Annotated in this window: 23 protein-coding genes and 1 pseudogene; 10 read left to right on the top strand and 14 right to left on the bottom strand. The window is 70.4% G+C overall.

Annotation, left to right across the window (positions count from 1 at the left end; genetic code table 11):
* Positions 1 to 217: 217 nt before the first annotated feature.
* Together NAF06_RS09630 and NAF06_RS09625 are read right to left on the bottom strand one after the other, a co-directional pair.
* Entirely contained in the window at positions 218 to 400 is a 183-nt protein-coding gene (locus tag NAF06_RS09630; RefSeq protein WP_008583895.1) for a hypothetical protein, read from the bottom strand.
* 1 nt (position 401) lies between these two features.
* Positions 402 to 2036 (bottom strand): annotated as a pseudogene (locus tag NAF06_RS09625) (L-lactate permease).
* Between the two features lie 613 nt (positions 2037 to 2649).
* On the opposite strand from NAF06_RS09625, the gene NAF06_RS09620 reads away from it, so the two are divergent.
* Both NAF06_RS09620 and NAF06_RS09615 read left to right on the top strand, forming a co-directional pair.
* Positions 2650 to 3198: a universal stress protein gene (locus tag NAF06_RS09620; RefSeq protein ID WP_008583898.1), complete on the top strand. Its 549-nt coding sequence runs from the start codon at positions 2650 to 2652 to the stop codon at positions 3196 to 3198.
* Between the two features lie 103 nt (positions 3199 to 3301).
* Positions 3302 to 4378, top strand: coding sequence for an NAD(P)/FAD-dependent oxidoreductase (locus tag NAF06_RS09615; protein ID WP_008583901.1), 1077 nt, complete (start codon positions 3302 to 3304; stop codon positions 4376 to 4378).
* A gap of 102 nt (positions 4379 to 4480) precedes the next feature.
* On the opposite strand, the gene NAF06_RS09610 is transcribed toward NAF06_RS09615, so the two are convergent.
* A complete protein-coding gene (locus NAF06_RS09610) occupies positions 4481 to 4768 on the bottom strand; it encodes a hypothetical protein (RefSeq protein ID WP_008583903.1) in 288 nt (95 codons plus the stop codon).
* A 338-nt stretch (positions 4769 to 5106) separates the two neighbouring features.
* On the opposite strand from NAF06_RS09610, the gene NAF06_RS09605 reads away from it, so the two are divergent.
* The 4 genes from NAF06_RS09605 to NAF06_RS09590 all read left to right on the top strand — a co-directional run bounded on the left by NAF06_RS09605 (position 5107) and on the right by NAF06_RS09590 (position 7741).
* Positions 5107 to 5406 (top strand): hypothetical protein, encoded by a 300-nt coding sequence (locus NAF06_RS09605; protein ID WP_008583905.1) that lies wholly within the window; start codon positions 5107 to 5109, stop codon positions 5404 to 5406.
* A 67-nt stretch (positions 5407 to 5473) separates the two neighbouring features.
* Positions 5474 to 6394 carry a DNA adenine methylase gene (locus NAF06_RS09600; protein ID WP_008583907.1) on the top strand — a complete coding sequence of 307 codons (921 nt, stop codon included), beginning with the start codon at positions 5474 to 5476 and terminating at the stop codon, positions 6392 to 6394.
* Positions 6395 to 6482: 88 nt separating this feature from the next.
* Positions 6483 to 6932, top strand: coding sequence for a universal stress protein (locus tag NAF06_RS09595; RefSeq protein ID WP_008583909.1), 450 nt, complete (start codon positions 6483 to 6485; stop codon positions 6930 to 6932).
* The gene (locus NAF06_RS09590) at positions 6932 to 7741 is read left to right on the top strand and encodes a DUF63 family protein (protein ID WP_008583911.1); all 810 of its coding nucleotides are present in this window, start codon (positions 6932 to 6934) and stop codon (positions 7739 to 7741) included. The genes NAF06_RS09595 and NAF06_RS09590 overlap by 1 nt, the downstream gene beginning before the upstream one ends.
* A 43-nt stretch (positions 7742 to 7784) precedes the next feature.
* On the opposite strand, the gene NAF06_RS09585 is transcribed toward NAF06_RS09590, so the two are convergent.
* The 5 genes from NAF06_RS09585 to NAF06_RS09565 form a co-directional block, all read right to left on the bottom strand.
* Positions 7785 to 8267 (bottom strand): DUF456 family protein, encoded by a 483-nt coding sequence (locus NAF06_RS09585; protein WP_008583913.1) that lies wholly within the window; start codon positions 8265 to 8267, stop codon positions 7785 to 7787.
* 78 nt (positions 8268 to 8345) lie between these two features.
* Positions 8346 to 8927 carry a DUF2150 family protein gene (locus NAF06_RS09580; RefSeq protein ID WP_008583915.1) on the bottom strand — a complete coding sequence of 194 codons (582 nt, stop codon included), beginning with the start codon at positions 8925 to 8927 and terminating at the stop codon, positions 8346 to 8348.
* Between the two features lie 84 nt (positions 8928 to 9011).
* Positions 9012 to 9869: a TatD family hydrolase gene (locus NAF06_RS09575; protein WP_008583917.1), complete on the bottom strand. Its 858-nt coding sequence runs from the start codon at positions 9867 to 9869 to the stop codon at positions 9012 to 9014.
* Between the two features lie 40 nt (positions 9870 to 9909).
* Positions 9910 to 10977, bottom strand: a complete 1068-nt coding sequence (locus NAF06_RS09570; protein WP_008583919.1) for a VOC family protein — start codon at positions 10975 to 10977, stop codon at positions 9910 to 9912.
* A gap of 226 nt (positions 10978 to 11203) precedes the next feature.
* Positions 11204 to 11695, bottom strand: a complete 492-nt coding sequence (locus NAF06_RS09565; RefSeq protein WP_152418739.1) for a hypothetical protein — start codon at positions 11693 to 11695, stop codon at positions 11204 to 11206.
* 241 nt (positions 11696 to 11936) lie between these two features.
* Here NAF06_RS09565 and NAF06_RS09560 point away from each other — a divergent pair, with 241 nt between their 5' ends.
* Together NAF06_RS09560 and NAF06_RS09555 are read left to right on the top strand one after the other, a co-directional pair.
* Positions 11937 to 12254, top strand: coding sequence for a toxin-antitoxin system TumE family protein (locus NAF06_RS09560; RefSeq protein WP_008583921.1), 318 nt, complete (start codon positions 11937 to 11939; stop codon positions 12252 to 12254).
* Between the two features lie 33 nt (positions 12255 to 12287).
* Positions 12288 to 12704: an HVO_A0114 family putative DNA-binding protein gene (locus tag NAF06_RS09555; protein WP_008583924.1), complete on the top strand. Its 417-nt coding sequence runs from the start codon at positions 12288 to 12290 to the stop codon at positions 12702 to 12704.
* A gap of 195 nt (positions 12705 to 12899) precedes the next feature.
* Here the strand turns inward: NAF06_RS09555 and NAF06_RS09550 are convergent, their stop codons facing one another.
* On the bottom strand, positions 12900 to 13196 hold the full coding sequence (locus NAF06_RS09550; RefSeq protein WP_008583926.1) for a DUF8011 family protein: 297 nt from the start codon (positions 13194 to 13196) through the stop codon (positions 12900 to 12902).
* A gap of 343 nt (positions 13197 to 13539) precedes the next feature.
* Positions 13540 to 14442 (bottom strand): DUF7260 family protein, encoded by a 903-nt coding sequence (locus NAF06_RS09545; protein WP_008583928.1) that lies wholly within the window; start codon positions 14440 to 14442, stop codon positions 13540 to 13542.
* 169 nt (positions 14443 to 14611) lie between these two features.
* Between NAF06_RS09545 and NAF06_RS09540 the strand changes: the two genes are divergently transcribed.
* Positions 14612 to 14977 (top strand): cupin domain-containing protein, encoded by a 366-nt coding sequence (locus NAF06_RS09540; protein ID WP_008583929.1) that lies wholly within the window; start codon positions 14612 to 14614, stop codon positions 14975 to 14977.
* 50 nt (positions 14978 to 15027) lie between these two features.
* Here the strand turns inward: NAF06_RS09540 and NAF06_RS09535 are convergent, their stop codons facing one another.
* Positions 15028 to 15366: a hypothetical protein gene (locus tag NAF06_RS09535; RefSeq protein ID WP_008583931.1), complete on the bottom strand. Its 339-nt coding sequence runs from the start codon at positions 15364 to 15366 to the stop codon at positions 15028 to 15030.
* Positions 15363 to 17819, bottom strand: a complete 2457-nt coding sequence (locus NAF06_RS09530) for a penicillin acylase family protein (protein WP_008583933.1) — start codon at positions 17817 to 17819, stop codon at positions 15363 to 15365. The genes NAF06_RS09535 and NAF06_RS09530 overlap by 4 nt, the downstream gene beginning before the upstream one ends.
* An 87-nt stretch (positions 17820 to 17906) precedes the next feature.
* Between NAF06_RS09530 and NAF06_RS09525 the strand changes: the two genes are divergently transcribed.
* Entirely contained in the window at positions 17907 to 18647 is a 741-nt protein-coding gene (locus NAF06_RS09525) for a competence/damage-inducible protein A (protein ID WP_008583934.1), read from the top strand.
* A gap of 73 nt (positions 18648 to 18720) precedes the next feature.
* Here NAF06_RS09525 and NAF06_RS09520 read toward each other — a convergent pair whose 3' ends face one another.
* Both NAF06_RS09520 and NAF06_RS09515 read right to left on the bottom strand, forming a co-directional pair.
* Positions 18721 to 19284, bottom strand: a complete 564-nt coding sequence (locus NAF06_RS09520) for a hypothetical protein (protein ID WP_008583936.1) — start codon at positions 19282 to 19284, stop codon at positions 18721 to 18723.
* Between the two features lie 88 nt (positions 19285 to 19372).
* Positions 19373 to 19750, bottom strand: a complete 378-nt coding sequence (locus tag NAF06_RS09515) for a YccF domain-containing protein (protein WP_008583939.1) — start codon at positions 19748 to 19750, stop codon at positions 19373 to 19375.
* Positions 19751 to 19850: the final 100 nt, after the last annotated feature.

Genomic DNA, 19850 nt, shown 5'->3' with positions numbered 1-19850 from the left:
CCGTCGCGTCCGTGGTGTTAGTCCGTGTCATGGCGTCTGGTCCGTCGTCGGTCGTCGCGGCGGCTCGTCCGATACTCATCGCACTCACCGATTAAAACGCGTCGTTGCGGTCGTTCTTGCTCCCGGTCGGTGCGACCGACTCCGGACCGTCCGTCGTCGTTCGCCGGAGGGAGTCCCGCGAGGGGTCGCACGTGATCCCGCGGAGGGGAGCCCCGACTCAGATCGCGTCCGGGTCGGCGGCCGCGAACCGCACCGCCGGCGGGACGAGCCCCCCGACGAACAGCATCGCGAGGCCGACGCCCCACGCGACCGCGACCCCCGCCGAAGCGCCGTAACTGATGGCCGGCAGCGACAGCGCCATGAGCGCGAACGCGAGCGTGTACCGACTCAGCACGTCCATCTCAGGCCACCCCCAGCAGTCCGGCGGCGTTCAGCGCGACGATGGCGATCCCGACGAGCGCCCCGACGAGCGCGACCCACGGGATGGTCACCCGGAGCACGTCGCCCTCCCGGCCGACGATGCCGGCCGCCGTCGTCCCGAGGATGACGTTCCCGGGCGAGATCGCGTTGCCGATCGCCCCGCCCGCGCTCTGGCCGGCGAGGATCAGCGGCTCGGAGAGCCCGCCGAGGTGCGCGGCGGTCTGCTGCTGGAGCCCGCCGAACAGGATGTTCGACGCCGTGTTGCTGGAGGTCATGAACGCGCCCAGCGACCCGATGAGCGGCGAGAAGAAGCCGTACGTCGACGGCGTCGCGACGCTCGCGGCGCTCTCCGCGAGCACGAGCACCTGCCCGCTGTGGTCCATCACCTTCGCCATGACGAGGAAGGAGACGACCGCGATCGACGCCGGGATCGCGGTCGCGAGGACGGTGCGCGAGAACGCGTCCCGCGGCTCGTCGGCCCGGGCGGTGGCCGCCTCGTAGTGCCCCTCACGGCGGTAGGCGACGAAGGCGACGACCGCGCTGAGGAGCAGGAACGTCCCCGGGTGCGTCAGCGGCGAGAACGGGGAGTACGGGGCGGTCGCCTCGGTGACGACGCCGAACGACGTCGCGATCTCGGGGAACGAGAGGCCCACCCGGAGCGACCCGAGCGCGTCCGAGAGCGGCGTCACGACCGCGGTGACGAACGCCGCGCCCGCGAGCGCGACGAACGGCAGCGCGGCCATCGGGAGGCTCATCAGCCCGTCGTCGGCCGGGTCCACCGTGTCCGCGGCCGTCGCGGTCCCGCCGTCCGCGACGGCGGTCGGGGAGCTCCCCTCGCCGTCCGACGCGGCGATCGACTCCGCCATCACCGGCCGGCGCTCGATGGCGTCCGTCGGCGTCGCGTAGCGGCTCCACGCCGCCAGCGGCGCGAGCGCGAGCAGCCCGACCGACGCCGCGAAGAAGTTCGCGAACTCCGGCGGGATCACCGTCACCGCGGCCAGTTGCCCCCCGCCGTGGATCAGCGAGACGACGGCGACCATGGGGAACGCGTAGCGGACGGCCTCCCAGCGGCCGTAGAGCCACGCGATCGAGAGCCCGCCGACGAGGTTCGGGATCCACAGCAGGACGCCGAGCGCCAGCGCGGTCGCCGCGACGCTTTACATCTCCACCACTTGGACCAGCGCGAGCCACGCGACGCCGAGCGTGCCGAACGTGTTGGCCCACGCGTGTCCGACGAGCGGGATCGCGACCGAGTACACGGGCTTCACGCCGAGCGCGAGCAGCAGCGGCGCGACCACGACGATCGGGGTTCCGAACCCGGAGATCGACTGTATGAACGAGACGAACACCCAGCCGAACGCCAGAACCAGGAACAGCTCGTTCTCGGTGAACGCCGTGATCCGCGTCCGCAGCGCCTCGAAGCCGTCGGCCCGCTCGATCACGTGGTAGAAGACGAGCGCGGGGACGATGACGTACAGCACGAACACCGCGTCCCAGACGCCCTTCCCGCTCGCGACCGACAGCGCCTCCGGGGACAGCCCGTACGCGGCCAGCGCGACCGCGGCCGCGGCGAACATCCCGACCGACGCCGCCTCGTGGGCGCGCCACCGCAACACCACGAGCGTGAACAGGAGCAGCGCGAGCGGAACCAGCGCGAGCCCCGCGTACAGCGGGCTAACTGGCAGCAACGCGTACACCCCCCGTTCCGGTCGGGGCGACCCCCTGAGACTGCGAGTTCGTCCAGTCCGTGCGTGTGTCTGAACCTGTTCGATCAGTTCCGCTCCCGCAGATTATCACTTCTAACATCGACGGCGAACCGATTCGGGACAAATAACAAAAAGTCACCCATAATACACAATGGTCGTGTGACGATGTGGTGTTCTTCTGGAAGGGCGTATTAGGAAACGGAGCGTGCCGGTCGATTCCGGACGTCATTCCGGTTTCGAGTGGGAGAACGTTCGGGACCCGGAGCGGCCGCTCCGGGTCCGCGCGTCTCGGCGGGGGCCGGTAGTCCCGCGTCCCGCTCGCCTCGTTCTCCCGCGTTTCGTTTGCCGGATGTTCACACGCATGATCGTGTGGCTTTCTTCCCGAGAGATCCTCGTTTGTGTGGGTGGATTGCGGTAAATGATGATAATCGTCTATCCTGTCGAAAATCGTTAAATGGTCACCGACCGTACACGGAACCGAACGAGGCGCGCTCGATCCGTCGAGACGCGCCGTCCACACGCCATGTCCGCCGACGCCGACCCGACCGACCCGACGAATGAGGCCCCGAACGCGTCAAGTGTCGCCGCCGCGAGGCGGGCCGACGCCCGGAGCCCGGCGGCGGCCGGCTCGAACCCGACGGGCGTCGACGGCTCCGTCTTCGACCGCGTGCTGGTCGTCACCGACGACGGTCCCGCGGGCCGCGCCGCCGCGGCGACCGGCGTCGAGCTCGCGGCGACCCACGGCGCGGCGGTCGACGCGCTGTACGTCGTCGACACGGCGACCGACTGGGACGTGATCGTCGAGCGGCGCGAGCGGACCGGGGAGGACCTCGTCGAGTCCGTCGAGGCGCGGGGCGCGGCCGCCGGCGTCGACGTGGAGAAGTGGTTCCGCTACGGGGCGACCCACGAGGAGGCGGTCGACTTCGCGGCGGCGCACGACGCCGACCTGATCGTGGTCGGTTCGGCCCGCCGGACGGGTCTCGACCGCCTCATCCACCCGGATCCGCTTCCGGGGCGGCTCCAGCGCGGTGCCGACGCACCGGTGCTCGTCCTCGGCCCCGACGACGACTGACCGAGGCGATCACTCCCCGACTCCTCTCCTCCTTTCGTTCCGTCCCGAGCGGGCGTCCGCGCCGCACGCGACCGGTTAAGTGATCACGGCCCCAACGATCGGTGTGACTGACGTAGGCATCGTCGGCGCGGGTGCCGGGGCGGCCGCGGCGGCGTTCGTCATCGACCGGACCGTGCCCGACGCGGACGTGACCGTCGTAGAGAAGTCCGGGGGGCTGTGCGGGCGCGCGGCGACCCGCCGCCACGAGGACCTCACGTACGACTACGGGGCGAACTACCTGAAGAGCGACGACGACCGCGTCGTCGAACTGATCACGGAGACGCTCGACGACGAGGGGCTCGTGGACGCGAGCGAGCCGGTGTACACCTTCGACGCCGACGGGGCAGTATCGCCGGGACGCGACGCCGACGAGCACAAGTGGAGCTACCGGCGGGGGCTCACGCAGATCGCGAAGCGGCTGTTCGGCCGCACCGACGCGACGGTCCACCGCCGGACCCGCGTCGAGACGGTCCGCCGGGTGGACGGGACGGGAGCGACCGACGGCGACGACGCGGCCGAGGACGGCCGCTGGGAACTCGACGACGCCGACGGGGCGACGCACGGCCCGTTCGACGCCCTCCTCATGAACCCGCCGGCCCCGCAGACCGCCGACCTGCTCCGGACGGCAGAGTGGGACGACCCGCTCCGGGAGACGCTCGTCGAGGCGGTCGGCGCGGTCGAGTACGGGAGCGTCTGGACCGCGGTGTTACACTACCCGTTCGCGCTCGACGTCCCCTACTACGCGCTCGTCAACACGGACAAGGAGCACGCGGTCGGCTGGATCTCCCGCGAGGAGTGTAAGGCCGGCCACGTCCCCGACGGGGAGACGCTCCTGATCGTCCAAGCGAGCGACGCGTGGTCGGCGGCGCACTACGACGACGACCCCGCCGAGAACGTCGCCGCGCTAGCGGAACACACCGCGGACATCCTCGACGACGAGCGGCTCGCCGACCCCGCGTGGACCGACCACCAGGGGTGGCGATACGCGCTCCCCGAGGGCGGCGTCGACGCCGGGCCGATCGACTCGGCGCGGGACGCGGGGCTGTACCTCCTCGGCGACTGGGTCGCGGGCGAGGGTCGCCTCCACGCCGCGCTCGCGAACGGACTCGACGTCGGCGAACGCGTCGCGTACGGGATCTGAAAACGACCGACCGCGACACGGTCACCCGCGTCGCGGTCGGAGAAGGGGTGCTTTTGAAAGCGGTGCGGCGACGGCTCGGTCGGAGACCGGACGGTCGCGCGGTCAGTTCGTCGTGATGCGGTACTCGACGGTGCCCAGCCCGGGCAGCGTGAGCGTCTGGACGCGGCCGCTGCGTCGTCGCAGGGTCCGCAGGACGGACCGCGAGAGGACGGCGAGCGCGACGGTGCCGGTCAGCAGCGCGACGGTGGCGACCGGGTACGCGAGCGCGACGAACGGGACGACGACGAGCGCTAAGTACGCGAGCGTCCCCAGCGGGGAGCGTCCGGCGGGCGGCGATTCGGATCCGGCGGTCCGGTGCTGCTCCGCCGAGGTGATAGAGCCTTGGTACATATCTCACTGTAGGTCCTCCGGCGACTAAAACCTTTCACTTCCCAAATAGGTTTTGAGAAGTGGTACCACACCACTTCCCATCAGAGGTTCTAAAACGGTTGTTCATGCGGTGTAAGGTGTACCATGGTACGCATTGGTATACTTCTCGCAAATTTGTGACTTCCGGCAAGCTGCGGTCTCGATCGGTGCCGTGATCGGGGGATTTCGACGGACGGACTGGGCGCTCGCGGTCCCGTCGTCGACCCCGCGGTCGGTCTCCGACGGCCGCGGTCCCGTTCCGCGTTCGGCGGTGCTTTTATTTCGATCCGATGCCTCTCGTAGATACGGACAGCCACACGATGACACTCGACACTCCCACCACCGATCCAGCGGTCGTCCTCACGGCGTCGGAGCGCAGGCGCGCGGTCGCCGGCCTCGCGGACGGCACCGTCGAGACGATCGCGGATTTGCGCGTTCGCGGGCGGGCCGACGAGATCGCGGCTGAACTCCGCGAGACGCACCTCCCGGCCTTAGAGGAGGCGGGCTACATCGAGTGGGACCGCGAGGCCGGGACCATCGAGCCCGGACCGAACTTCGAGGAGGCCGCCGAGCACGTCGGCGACCTCCCGCTGCCGGAGTCGACGTCCTCCGACGACTGACCGCTCCGGTAGGACGCGGACGCGGCCCGAGACGTTTATCCCCGGGCGCGGGCGACACCCGACAGCGATGGCCGAGCCGATCCTGAAGTGGGCCGGCGGGAAGCGCCAGCTGCTCGACGAGCTGTACGCCCGCTTCCCGTCCTCCTTCGGCCGGTACCACGAGCCGTTCGTCGGCGGCGGTGCCGTCTTCTTCGACCTGGAGCCCGCCCGCGCGACGATTAACGACGCGAACCCGCGGCTCGTGAACTTCTACGAGCAGGTCCGCGACCGCCCCGAGGAGCTGATCGCGCGGCTCGCGGCGTTCGACGACCCCGAGAGCGACCCGGACCCGGACCTCCCGTACGCCGACGAGACCGCCCGCGGCCGGGAGGTGGACGCCTACTACTACCAGCAGCGCGCGCGGTTCAACCGCCGCCCGTACGAGGGAGAGTTCGACCCGCTGACGGAGGCGGCGCTCCTCCTGTACCTCAACCGCACCTGCTACAACGGCCTGTACCGCGAGAACGCCGACGGGGGGTTCAACGTCCCGATCGGCCGCTACGCCGACCCGGACTGGGTCCAGCGCGACCGGGTCCGTCGCGCGAGCGACCTGCTCGCCGACGCCGAGATCCGCAACGACGACTTCGCGTACGTCCTCGACGCCGCCGAACCGAGGGATCTGGTCTACTTCGATCCCCCGTACGAGCCGATGAGCGCGACCGCGGACTTCAACGAGTACAGCGCCTCGGGGTTCGACCGCGAGGACCAGCGCCGGCTGCTAGAGGTCGCGGGCGACCTCGACGACGCCGGCGTCTGGGTCGTGCTCTCGAACAGCGGCGTGATGTACGACGCGTACGCCGACGCCGGCTTCCGCGTCGACCGCGAGGACGCGACCCGCTCGATCAACAGCGACGCCGACGGCCGCGACGCGGTCGACGAGATCGTCGCGACCAACGTCCCGCCCGCGGAGCGGAGCGAGGCGGGACAGCGCGAACTCACCGGATACTGACGCGCGGTCGGCGCACCGACCGGTCCGCGACGGGCGGAGCCGACCGCATGGGGCGGGCTTTTTGCCCTCCCCCGCCGACGGGTCGGGTATGACCGATCTCGACATCGACCTCGTCCTCGTGCCCGTCGACGGCAGCGAGGAGTCACACGAGGCGGTCGATTACGCCATCGCGCTCGCGAGCGAGTACGGGGCGAGCGTCCACGCGCTGTACGTGCTCGACGAGGACGTGGTCCGCGCCATCGACCACGGCGTGGTCGACGAGAGCGAGGTGGCCGACGACTCCGAGGCGTTCACCGACTCGGTCGCGCGCCGCGCGGACGCCGCCGGCGTCCCTCACAGCAACTCCATCGCGAACGGCTTCTCCACCTCGGTGAAGACCGTCCACCCCGGCAGCGTCGTCCTCGACACCGCCGAGGAACTGGAGTCCGACTTCATCGTCGTCCCGCGCGAGCCGGTCTCCGGCGACCCCGGTGAGGTACTCGGGAAGGCCGCGGAGTACGTCCTGCTGTACGCGAGCCAGCCCGTGCTGTCCGTCTGATGGTCGGCGGCCTCCTCCCCGCGGGGACGACGCTCCCGCCCCTGCCGCACCTCCTCGTCGTCCTGCTCGCGGCCGGCGGCGTCGCCGCCGCGCTCCGCCGCCGCCGACCCGAGGTCACCGGCCGCCGCGTCCTCGCGCTCGCCCCGTGGATGGCGCTCGGCTCGGCGGCACACGTCCTCTACGTCGTCGACGCGCTCCCGCCGCTCGTCGCCCCCTTCGCCGGCTCGCCGACGGTCTACCTGACCGTGGGCGCGGCCGCCGGCGCGGCGTGGCTCGCGGTCGACGCCGCCCGCCCGGACCGCGTCGCGGCGACGCTCGCGGCCGCCGGCGCGCTCCTCGTCGTCCCCGTCGTCGCGGTCGCGGCCGGCACCGGGCTCTCCCCCGAGGGGGCGCGCTGGTCGGCGGTCGCGCTCGCCATCACCGTCCCGGTCGCCGGCGCGGCGTGGGTCGGCCTGACGCGGTTCCGGCCCGAGGCCGCGGTCACCGGCGGCGTCGGCGCGCTCGCGGTGTTCGGCCACGCGCTCGACGGGGTCTCCACCGCGGTGGGGACCGTCCAACTCGGCTTCGGCGAGCGCACCCCCCTCTCGCGGCTCCTCCTGGAAGTCGGCGGGCTCCCGCCGGTCCCGGTGCTGGGCGAGGGGTGGCTGTTCCTCCTCGTGAAGCTCGCGGTCGCGACCGCCGTCGTCTGGCTCTTCGCGGCGTACGTCCGCGAGACCCCCGGAGAGGGGTTCCTCCTCCTCGGCTTCGTCGCGGCGATGGGGCTCGGGCCGGCGGTCCACAACCTCGTCCTCTTCTCCGTCGCGGCGTGAGGTCCGGGCCTTCTGGTTCGGAGTTCCCGGTTCGGGCCTTCGGTCAGAGGACCGAGAGCGCGAACGCGACCGCGACGCCGCCGAGCAGGATCGCCTGAACGAACGCGCTCGCGAGGACGCCGACGGCCGCGTACGCCGCCTGTCGGGCGGCGGCGCGGGGTTCGTCGCCGTTCTCGTACAGGGCGGCGAGGAAGACGGTGCCGCACAGCCCGACGACGAGCCCGATCGGGCCGAGCGGAACCAGCAACACGACGCCGACCAGCGTGCCGACGACGACGGTCCGGGTCGACGCGCCGCCGAGCCGCCCGGAGACCATCCCCGACAGCAGGTCCACGGCGGAGGCCAGAAGCGAGACGAGCACGAGCGCGATCAGCACGGGGAGGCCCGGCTCGGCGAAGCCGGTGGTGTACGCGTAGCCGACGACGGTCAGCGCCGCGAGGACGCCGCTCGGCACGAACGGAACGAACGCGGTCGCCGTCCAGACGACGAGCAGCCCGATCGCCAGTTCGGCGGTGGGGAGGGCCATGCGGAGTCGTGAACGCGAGCGTTCAAAACCGTTCGCTCGAACGGGTCGGCCGCGACGAACGCCGCTCGACCGCCGGCGTCAGTCCTCTTCCTCGACGACTTCGGGGTCCTCGATCGCCGACTGGAGCGAGTCGAGCCCGTTGACCCACTCGGAGACCAGCCCGTATTCGAGGTCCTCGACGAGCTCGATGTCGAGCGCCTCACCGTCGATGACGCGCGTCCCGGCCTGGACGACGTAGCCCAAGGCGGCGTCCAAGTCGTCGCCCTCCTCGGCCTCGGCGGCCGCGCGCACGAACTCGCTCACGTCGCCCTCGACGACGCCGCCGACGAGGTACTCCTCGGCCGCGTAGAAGACGGGGACGAGCGAGGTCTGGACGCCGTCGATCAGCATCACCTTGTCCTCGTCGTCGAACTCGACGTCGGCGAGGACGATGTCGCGGATGTCGCGGACCTCCTCGACCGCGCGCTCCTCGTCGATCCGGTCGTCGTCGAAGGCGGCGAGCACCTTCGCCACCGCGATCGCCGCGTCGTCCTGGAGGTTCAAGAGGAGCCGCGCGGAGTCCTCGTTTTCGGGATCCAGCTCCTCCTCCGCCAGCCTGTCGAGCCAGTTCTGCCAGCGTTCGTCGGTATAGAACGTTTCAACGGCGTCGTCGTCGGTCATGTCCCGTACGTCGCCCGGCCAACTCAAATGCCTTTCCTATCGATCGCCGCCCGAGACCGCGTCTCACCCGCGTGAATCCCGGATTCAGGCCTCTCTTTCGAGGGTCGCCTCGGTGTCGATCCCGTACACCGCGGCGGGGGTCTCGACGTGCGCGCGCCGGACCGCCTCGTCGTACCCCTCCTCCAGCAGCCACCGCACCCGGCGCGGGACGGTCTTCGGTCCGAGCACCATTCCGGGCCGGTCGGGGTCGTCGATGAAGTCGGTCTCCATCAGGAACGGCTCGTCCGCCTCGGCGGCGCGTTCTAACCGCTCTTTGTCGCTCATCACGCTCGGCGTGACCCCCGCCAACTCCCCGGCCGCGTAGTGTTTGACGACCTTCGAGGGGTCGAGCCCGACCGCCTCGGCGACCCCGGCGAGGTCGGTCAGGTCCTCCGTGGCCTCGGTGTGGAGCTGGACCGCGCAGTCGACCTCGGCCCCCAGTTCGAACGCGCGCCGGGTCACCGCGTTCGACGCCTCCCACACCGCGTCGGACACGTCGTAGTGGGGGCGGCCGGACTTCAGCGCGAGCGCGTCGCCGTCGGCGACGTACTCGCTCGCGACCGCCAGCCCGCCGCGCATGAGGTCGCGGGCCTCGGCCGGCGAGAAGCCCCGCTCGTCGACGAGCCGGCTGATCAGTCCGGGGTGGACGCCGAGGACGGGCCACGCGCGCCCCGGAAGGACGTCCGTCGCGGCCGCGACCGTTTCAAGCGTCTCCTCGAAGACGGCGCGGAAGTCCGCCGGGTCGTCCGGCTCGACGCCGAGCAGCCACGAGGGCTTGTTCACCACGAGCAGGTGGGTGCCGCCGAGCCGGGCGAACTCCTCGACGGCCTCGACCCCGCGGCCGTGGCGGGGGTCGAGGTGGAGGTGGTTATCCAGTACGGGCGTGCCGAGGTCCTCTGTCATGGAGGGAGATCCGGTCGCGGCCGATTAGAAGGATCGGTCCTCAGTCGTCGCCCTCGGCGGACGCGTCGGACGCCCCGGACTCCTCGGACGACCCCGACCCCTCGGACGCCTCCGGACGCGGCACCGTCACGTCGGGGAGGCCGGCCTCGATCTCGTCGCGGCGGTCGCCGAACTGCCCCGGCAACACCAGCCGCTCGCCGAGCGCGTCCGCCGGCTCGTCGCTCGCGTAGCCGGGGTCGCTCGTGGCCAGTTCAAAGAGCACGCCCGCGAACTCCCGGAAGTACACCGACCGGAACCAGTGGCGGTCGATCTGTTGGGTCGGGCGCAGCCCCATGGACGCGACCGCCTCGCGCATCCCGGACTGGTCGGCGTCGGTCGGCGTCTGGAACGCGACGTGGTGGACCGTTCCCCGGCCGGAACGCCCCTGCCGGTCCGTCTCGACGACGTCGACGTACTTACCCACGGACCCGTCCGCGACGAAGCGGGTCCGGTCGTTTCCGGTTGCGGCGTCGGCCGCCGACTCGCCCTCCGTCAGCCCCATCGTCCGGAGCAGGCGCTCGGTTCGCTCGGCGTCGTCGAGCCACAGCGTCACGGAGTGGAACCCGCGGATCGCGGCCGACTCGGGGACGTACGCGGTCCACGCGGTCGTCGGATCGTCGTCCGGGACCTCGACTTCGACCAGTTCGAGGGGGAGCCCGTCGGGGTCGCGGAAGGGGAGGACCGTCTCGCCGAAGCGCTCCTCGCGGGCGTCGTAGTCGACGCCGCGCTCGTCGAACCGGTCCACCCAGTAGTCGAGGCTCCCCTCGGGGACGCGGAAGGCGGTCCGGGAGACCTGTCCCGCGCCCACCTCGCCGTCCGGCAGGTTCGTCCACGGGAAGAACGTCATGCTGGTGCCCGGCGTCCCGTCGGCGTCGCCGTAGAAGAAGTGGTACGTCCCGGGGTCGTCCTGGTTGATCGACCGCTTCACCAGTCGGAGCCCGAGCGTCTCCACCCAGAAGTCGAGGTTCCGCTGCGGGTCGCCGGCCACGCAGGTCACGTGGTGGATTCCCGGGGTGGGGGTTGGTCCGTCGTGCTGCTCGGTTCCGGTCGCGTCGGATGCGTCGGTCATACTACCAGTTACGCGCCGGAGGGACTTGAATCGGCGCGGACACGGGTGTTACCGGGGGCGGGGGCCGACCGTCTCTGTGATACCGTTCGACTGACTGTGATCGAAATCGACGATATTCGGCCGTTGTATCTCCATTCTTTGGCCACGCTTTCGCCTGAAACGGCCGTTCGATGGGAGTTGCGAGTAAGTCACATATCGTCTCGATTCAACAGGTCCGATTCACCCATCAATTGCGATCGTCTGTGTTCTCACAGGCGTTGGGATCCGTCGTATGCCAGATGGACACATCACCGGTGCGAGAATTTTGAGTGTCTCCAATATGGATGTCGAGTCCGACAGATGACGTGTCTACCTCACTGAAGTCGAACATCTCCCACTCCGAGGTCGGTTGGTTGTCGCGCCACGCGTATAGCAGATACTCCCCAACCTCGGCTGGGAAGCCCTCAAATGAACCGCCGCCAGCCGTTGCCACACTTGAGGAATCGTCTTCTTCCGGCTCAGCTGCCGAGGCATTCATTTCCGCCCAGAACACCGGCTCTTTGTCATCAAGTACTGCTACTGACACCGTGTGGGGTTGAAAGTCAAGGTTCGACACTTCTATTTCGCCGAGCGTGAGGGTGGAGGAAGCGTCACGGTTGAGGGCACTACACCCGGGGAGGCCGGCTAGAATCGCGCTTCCGCCTGTTTGGAGGGCCTTCCGGCGGGTCAGACGGGCCATAATCCCATGGATGTAGAGATGAACAAAAAGACATGGGAATTTGAATGGTAATCGCGGTCGGCCATCCAGACGAATACGCGCGCTGTATCTGTCCTTAGAGCAGTTACAAATATTCTCCCCTTATACGGAACTCTCTGTAGTTCTCCGGCTTTGTTGAAATCCTCAGAGCCCAGCGTTTCTGTTCGGTGTTGGACTTCTGCCCAACGCTTATGCCGTTGGGGCCTATCCCAACACGTAAGGGATGCCCTCAGAGCCGTTCTTCCAGTACACGCACGTCGAAGCCGGCCTCGTCGAGAACGTCGTGCTTCGACCGACTGACGACACCGAGACGTACCCCTCGGGCTGGAAGTACACGCTCCATCTGGGCACCCTCGACGATCTCACGCTCGTTCGGTACGACAACTCCCACGAGGACACGAAGGGGCACGAGCATCACACCGCAGCTGGTGATCTCGACGGCGTCGAGTTCCCTGGGATGGAGGAGCTGCTCGTCGAGTTCTGGGCGAGTGCGGACGAGTACTGGGACGCTGTCGGCGGCGACCCGCCCCGGCCACACTGATCGAACACCACCCGACCTACCGCCACCCCGACCATGACCACACTCCACATCACCGTCGGCGACCGAGAACAGCTCCGTCAGGATACACTCCAGTTCGTCCAGGACATCGAGGACGACAACCTCGACGACCAAGACGGAAAGGCGACGCTCCAGTTCGGAACCTACGACGACTTCGTCGACAGCCTCACCCCGCTCCGCCTCGAACTCATCCGAGCGATCGCCGAGGAAGCTCCCGAAAGCATGCGCGAAGCGGCGCGGCTCGTCGAGCGAGACGTATCCGACGTCCACTCTGACCTGAAGCAACTGGAGGTGCTGGGTATCCTTACGCTCGAAGAGGGCGGCCCGAGCGGCGCGATACAACCGGTCGTCCCATTCGACCGCATCGAAGTCCACATCGACTACCCGCTCATCGATAACGGCGATGCCGACAGCGCTCCGGCGAGTGCGTAGGCGATTCGTCTCAAACTGGGAGGGTTCTCAGCGATCAATTCGCAACTCATCGACCGGCTGTTTCAGACGAGAATATATCTGAAGAAGAGGATTTCAACAGAGCCAGTTCTCCTGTATTGAGCGATCCGTGAGTCACCTGTATTGTCCGCAACTGAGTCAGAGTATCTCCCCTCCTGTAGATTGTAACAGAGCCTGCTACCCGAGAAAAGCGTCGGGAACGGATATTATGAGGACGAGTAGGCCGGCCAGCAAGGCGATTGCGGTGACACGCAATCCGCCAGCCAGTCGCCGTCGCTCCGACGGGAGGGACTCGGCGAGCCCAGACAGGGCGAATCCGACCGCCATCACGAGCGAATGGACGCTGGGCACACCGCGCAGAATACCGAAGTACACGAAGATACTCGCCATCGTGACCGAGCCGGCGAACATGACAAACGCTTGGACCCGCCCGGAGGGCTCACTAAACACGGCGTCTTTGATTTTCGAGGGCATGGACCGGATTGTTCCCCAGACACCGTAAATACGTGAGGGACGTTCAAAGATCGTCCACCTCATCGCGGTGGCGCGTGCCTGCGAGCGGCCGACAGGCCGCGAGCCAGCACGCGCGAGGGAGTCGGCAGCGACCACCGGGAGCCGCCGACGAGGCTGGGGAGGCGTGAGGCGCGGTCCCGTGAGCGACCGGAGGGAGCGAGCGGGAGTACGGAAGACGCAGCGCCGAGCGGAGCGAGGCGACCGTCTTCCGGTGTTGCTGTGGCGGGGCGGGACTCGAAGGGGCAGTCGCGAGGCAGGCGCAGGCGGTGTTCGTGTCGGCTGAGAGCTGATAATCTGAAACGTATCAGCGCGCCCGTCCCATCTCACGCTCGATCCGACGGCGAAGCGTATCCAGTCGGTCGCCGACCGCGCCGACGGCCGCGAGGACCGGGTACGTCACGTCGAGGTCCTGATAGCAGTACGCCGGGAGGTCGAGGTCCTCGCTCAGCGCGAGGCGACGCTCGTGGTCCGCGAGCACGCGCTGCCGGCGGGCCGCGATCCGGTCGCAGTCTTCGCGGAGCGTCTCGGTCCGGGTCCGACAGGCGTCGAGCGCGCCGAAGTCGGCGGTCGCTCCGTCCCCGTCGTCGCGGCCGGCCTCCCGCTCCCCGTCGCCGCCGAGCTCCTCGTCGATGGCCGCGATCTCCTCCCGGACCGGATCGAGTCTGGACCGCGCGCGCTCGACCGACTCGACCTCCGACTTCAGCGCGTCGAGGAACGCCTCGCGCTTCTGGACCGCGGTCTCGACCGCGCTCAGGAGCGAGCGCTTGTACTCCTCGCGGAAGCAGTTCGTCCGGGTGAGCGCGTACGCGAGTTCCGGACCGAACTCCTCGGCGAGGCTCCGCTCGTAGGTGTCGTCGTACTCCGCCTCGTAGTGCGGGACCGACATCACCGTCGACCGGTACGCGTCCCGCACGGCGACGAGCCGCGAGCCGGAGGGGGTCGCCGGGCCGCCGAGTCCGACTCCGCCGTCCGTCGCGCCGCCGAACCCGCCGCGCGCGCCGCCGGGGGCGCGGGTCCCGCCCGGACCGCCGATCCCCGCGCTGTCCGCCGGGTCGGCGCACGCGCTCTCGTCCGGGATCGACGACACGCGGCCGCGGAACGCCCGGAACGCCTCCCGCTCGTCGACGACCCGCCGCCGCTCGACCCGGAGCGCCGACCGCGCCGCCCGGATCGGCTCGCTCCCCTCGTCCGCGTGAGTCGCTGCCATACGTCGCGGCACGGCGAGACCTGTCGTAAACGCTTATATGAGGTGTATCGCGACCGGCGGAGCGGTCCGGACCGCTCCGGAGCGATATATATCCGGAGCGTCCCGGTCGGGGAGCCGTCCTCGACCGCCGGTGGACAGCGGTTTTACCGCTCCGCCGCCGACCGCCGGTATGGAGAAGGTGGCGCTCGCCGAGGCGTTCGACTCGTTCGACGAGACGTGGTCCCCGCGGCTCGCGGGCGAACTCAACGGGCAGGCGGTGAAGCTCGCGAAGGCCGACGGGGAGTTCGTCTGGCACGAACACGAGGACGCCGACGAGCTGTTCCTCGTCCACGCCGGCCGGCTCCGGATCGAGTTCCGCGAGGGGTCCGACACCGTGCTGGAGCCGGGCGAGTTCGCGGTCGTCCCGCGCGGGACCGAACACCGCCCGGTCGCGGAGCCCGAGGCCGAGATCCTGCTGTTCGAGCCGAGCGAGACGCGCAACACGGGCGACGTCGAGACCGACGAGACCGTGACCGACTTTGAGCGGCTGGACTGAGCCGCCCTCGGTCGGACTGATACCTCCCGGAACCGACCGACTCCGACGCGTCAGGAGACGACGACGCGGGCGAGCGACCCGAGGAGCGGCAGCCCCAGCCCGGCCCCGACGGTGACGTAGACGACCGGGCGCATCCCCGGCACGGCGGCGGCCGCGGGTCCGATCGACGCGGCGAACGCGGCGAGCGCGACGACGCCGGCCGCCAGCGCGTACGCGACGCCCCGGGGGACCGTCGGGGCAGCGAGCGACGCGAGCGCGCCGGCCGCGACCAGCCCGACCCAGTGGACCGTCGCGAGCGCGACGCCGACGCCGAGGGCGACGAGCAGCGCGACGGCGTGCGGGCGCGGCTCGGTCCTGACGCGCTCGCGGAGCGACGGCGAACCGCTCATCGGGACCCCTCCTCGGACGAGCGGAACCGCGCCGCGGGCTCGCCGCCGTCCCCGAGCGGCATCGGGCGCTGGTCGTTGTCGAGCCACCGCCGGAGCTGGTCGTCGTAGTGGTCGGAGAAGTAGTCGCCGGAGTTGCCGCCCGGGAGGACCGCCGCGGCGTCGGTCCCCGGCCGCACCACCATCCGCCAGCTCGACCCGACGGCGGACTCGACGCGGTAGTTCTTCACCGTCGCGGGCGAGCCGTCGGCGGGCAGGTCGCCGTAGTTCAGGAACGGGGCCTCGCCCCCGAGGGGGTGGTCCATCGCGCGGGTGGTGTTGTAGTCGCCGTACGTCTCCCACCCCTCGTCGTCGATCTCCTCCAGCGCGTCGCCGAGCGCCCGGACGGCGAGCGTCGCCCGCGATCGCCCGTCGAACAGCGGGTCGTCGTCCGGGAGCCGCGCGAGCGTCCAGTCGCTCGGGTAGTACGCCTCGCCGAGGTCGGCGTCGGTGAAGGCGGGCCCGAAGACGCGCTCGCGGAACTGCGGGAGGTAGCGGGCGAACAGCAGCGCGGCGCGAGAGCCGCGAGCCATTCGGTAGTCCCACTCGTCGAGGGTGTCTGCGGCGTCGACGAGCGACTGGTCGGAGTCCGACGCGTCGCCCCCGGCCTCGTCGCGGACGGCGGCGACCACCTCGGGGACGAGTTCGGGCGCGCGGCCGTCGCGCACGTCGCTCTGGAGGCCGCGGTGGAACGCCGGATCGGTGACGCCCTCCCCGTCGACCGCGGCGTCCAGCCGCGCCGCGATCCGAGACCCGCGGTACGGGGTCGCGTAGGCGGTCCCGACGTAGCGGGTCGGGTCGTCGATCGGGCGCTGGTTGGCCGTCGAGAGGACGTCCGGGTCGATCGCGTGCGGCTTCTCGGCGAAGGGGACGAACCCGTCCCACGAGGACTCGCCGAACGGCTCGAACCCGTCCCACTCGCCCTCCCCGGCGGAGCCGTCGAAGATCCGGTCGCCGTCGACGACCTCGCCGTCGATCCGGCGGATCGGCAGCCGCCCGGTCGCGAAGTACAGGGTCCGTCCGTCGGCGTCCGCGTACACGAGGTTCTGCGTCGGGAGGTCGAAGTCCCGCGTCGCCGCGAGTACGTCGTCGATCCCCTCGCTGCGCCCGTACGCCTCGATGGCGACCGTGGTCCGCGTCGCGGTGTGGCCGGTCCACGCCACGCCGACCGTCCGCCCCTCGCGCTCGATCAGGGGGCCGTGGACGGTGCGGCGCACCCGGAGGTCGCGGTCCTCGCCGCCGGCGACGGGGATCGTCCGCGTCTCGTCGACCTCGAACGAGCGCCACTCCCCGTCGTACCGGTACTCGTCGCCCGCGTCGCCGACCTCGTAGCGGTAGCAGTCGAGGACGTCCGCGCCGAGGTTGGTGAACGACCACGCGCCGCGGTCGTTCGCGCCCGCGATGACGAACGGGACGCCGGAGAACGTCGCGCCCCGGACCGACCGCTCGGGCGTCTCGACCGCCTGCTCGTACCACAGCGGCGGCGCTTGTAACGAGAGGTGCGGGTCGTACGCGAGTACCGGCGTCCCGCTCTCGGTGTGCTCGCCGGAGACGACCCAACTGTTCGAGCCGACGCCGGTCGGCGACTCGAAGCCGGAGAGCCAGTCGGTCAGTTCGGGGTCGACCGGGGCGGCCGATCCGACCGCCGACCTCGCGGCCGACCGGTCCGACGCCGACCGCTCCGCGGTCGCGCGCTCGGTCGCCTCGCTCAGCCGCGTCTCCGTCCCGTCGAGGATCGGGTCGTCGTGGTCGTACCGCGTCGGGAACAGCGTCGCCGCCCGCTCCTCGCCGAGGCGGTCGGCGACGAGCGCGCGCCGCAGTTCGCCGAAGTCGCCGGTGAGCGTCCACGAGATCTGCTTCTCCATCAGCATCGAGTCGACCGGCGTCCACGGCTCCGGCTCGTAGCCGATCAGTTCGAACTCCAGCGGGAGCGGCAGGTCCTCCATCGCGGCGTTGACGCCGTCGGCGAACGCCTCGACGAGGGGCCCGGCGCGGCTCTCGGCGACGACCTCCCACGTGGCCTCGGCGGCCTCGGAAAAGCCCATCGCGACGTTGAACTCGTCGCTCGACAGCGTCGCCTCGCCGATCACCGCCGAGAGCCGGCCGCGCATCACCCTGCGCTGGAGGTCCATCGCGAACAGGCGGTCGAACGCCTGACAGTAGCCGACCGCGAAGTACGCGGCGGACTCGTCGTCGGCCGAGACCCGCGGCACGCCGAACTCGTCGCGGGCGACCGCGGCCGGGCCGTGCGGGCTCTCGACGGTCTCCGGGAACGAGCGGTCGGCGGCGTCCCACGCGTCGCCGGACAGGGGCGCGAACGAGTCGAGGAGGTCGGCCGCGTCGCTCGCGGCCAGCCCGGCGGTGCCGGCCGCGAGGGCGCTCGCGAGGACCGCGCGGCGCGTGGTGTCGCGTGTCACCTGCCCACCGAGGTCCCGATCTCTAATCATCGTTTGGGTGAGTCCGTCGGGAAACGTACATCCCTCGCCCGGCCGAACGGTCGATCGATGGAGGTCGCGCTGATCACGGTCGGGGACGAACTGCTCTCGGGGGACACGGTGAACACGAACGCGAACTGGCTCGCCGGCGAGCTGAGCGAGCGCGGCGTCGCCGTGGGCCGCATCCTGTCGATCCCGGACGACAGGGCCGAGATCGCGGCGCGGGTGCGCGAGTACGCCGCCGCGTTCGACGCCGTGATCGTCACCGGCGGGCTCGGCAGCACGCCGGACGACGTGACGATGGAGGCGGTCGCGGACGCGTTCGACCGCGAGATGGTCGTCACCGACATCACGCGCGAGTCGGTCGAGCGGCGGCTCGCGGCGATCCGCGAGCAGGTTCCCGACCGCGAGTTCGACGTGGACGTCGCGGCCGAGGCGGCGATCCCCGAGGGGAGCCGGCCGCTCGTGACCGAGGCGGGGCTCGCGCCGGGCTGCGTCCTCGACGGCGTGTACGTCATGCCGGGGATTCCGGACGAACTGAAGGCGACCTTCGAGACGGTCGCCGACGAGTTCGCTGGCGACCGCCGCTCCCGGTTCCTCTACACCGTCGAGCCGGAGTCGAACATCATCGACGCCTTGGAGGAGGCGATGGACCGGTTCGACGTGGTCGTGGGCTGTTACCCCGACCGCGAGGCCGAGCACAACCGCCTGAAGGTGACCGCGACCGACGACGCGGCGCTCGACGACGCCGCGGCGTGGCTGCTCGCGAACGTCGACGCCAGCGAGACGCCGGTGTCGCGGGACTGGTGACCTCGCCCGGACCGGAGTCGGCGCGTCCGACCGCGGCCGCGCCGCCCCCGAACGCACCGCTCGCCGACCGCGCTCAGTACCGCGAGAAGTTCTCGTCCGGGTAGACGTACCCGTCGTCGAGATCGACGACCTCCAGCGTCGCCAGCCGGTCCAGCCGCGCGGCGGCGTCGCCCTCGTCGACGCCCAGCTCGACCGCCCGCGCGAGCACCCGGTCGCGCGTCGGCACCGACTCGACCAGCCCGTCGTCGTCTACGACCATCTCCTCGGCGACGATGGCCTTCAGAACTGCGCCGTGTTGGCGCTTCGACGGCGTCCGCTCGTCGCCGGTCCACTCCACCGAGAGGGTGCCGTCGTCGTTGACGTGCGAGACGACGAACCCGTCGGGGAGCGTCTCCGTCAGCGCGGCGACGAGCGCCGCCCGGTCGAGCCGCGCCGCGAACCGATACCGGCCCCCGTCCGCGGACCGACCGAGCACCTCGACGTTCGCCCCCTCCCGCTCGACGGCGTCGGTGACCGACGCCGCCAGTCGCTTCCCGATCGCTTTCCCCACCTCGTCGCGCCGCTCGGCCGTCTTCCTCGCCTCACTCGCTAGCGCCTCGTACCGTCGCATCCGCTCGTGTAGCGGGGTGTCGTCCATGCGTCTCCACGCGGAGCCAGCGAATTACCTCTTGCGCTGGCGTGTCGTGTCCCGAGTCGACCCCGCCGACCGGGCGGCGTGGTCGGGATCAGCCGTGGAACCGGTACAGCGACGTGACGTACGGAAGCCGGTTGAGCATCCAGACCGCGACCGGCAGCCCCACGACCGTGACCGCGAGGACCGACGCGACGTTCGCCCACAGCAGGCTCAGCCACCAGCCGACGAGGACGAAGTAGACCCCGCGGACGACGAGCGAGCGCTGCCCGCGCGCCGACTCCGGCTCCGAGAGCGACCGCGGCTCCGCGAGGGTGAGCACCGTCGGCACGAGGTTGATGAGCTTGATGCCGACCGGCAGCAGGACGACCGTCACGTTGAGCGCCCACGCGACGTTGACGACGATCGGCGTCGCCCACCAGCCGACGAACACGAACCACAGCGCGCGGACCGGAAGCGAACGTTGTGCCATCGGTCGGGGTTGCCCCCCCGACGGGAAACCCGTGTCGCCTCCCTCCGCGGTCTCACTCGTTCGGGCAGCGACAAACTCGACCGGGGGTGTCGAGCGCGTC

It is taken from the genome of Halorubrum hochsteinianum (genome assembly GCF_023702125.1).
Classification (GTDB): domain Archaea; phylum Halobacteriota; class Halobacteria; order Halobacteriales; family Haloferacaceae; genus Halorubrum; species Halorubrum hochsteinianum.
Note: the sequence above shows the minus strand (reverse complement) of the source record. Positions and strands in the feature narration are given on the sequence as shown.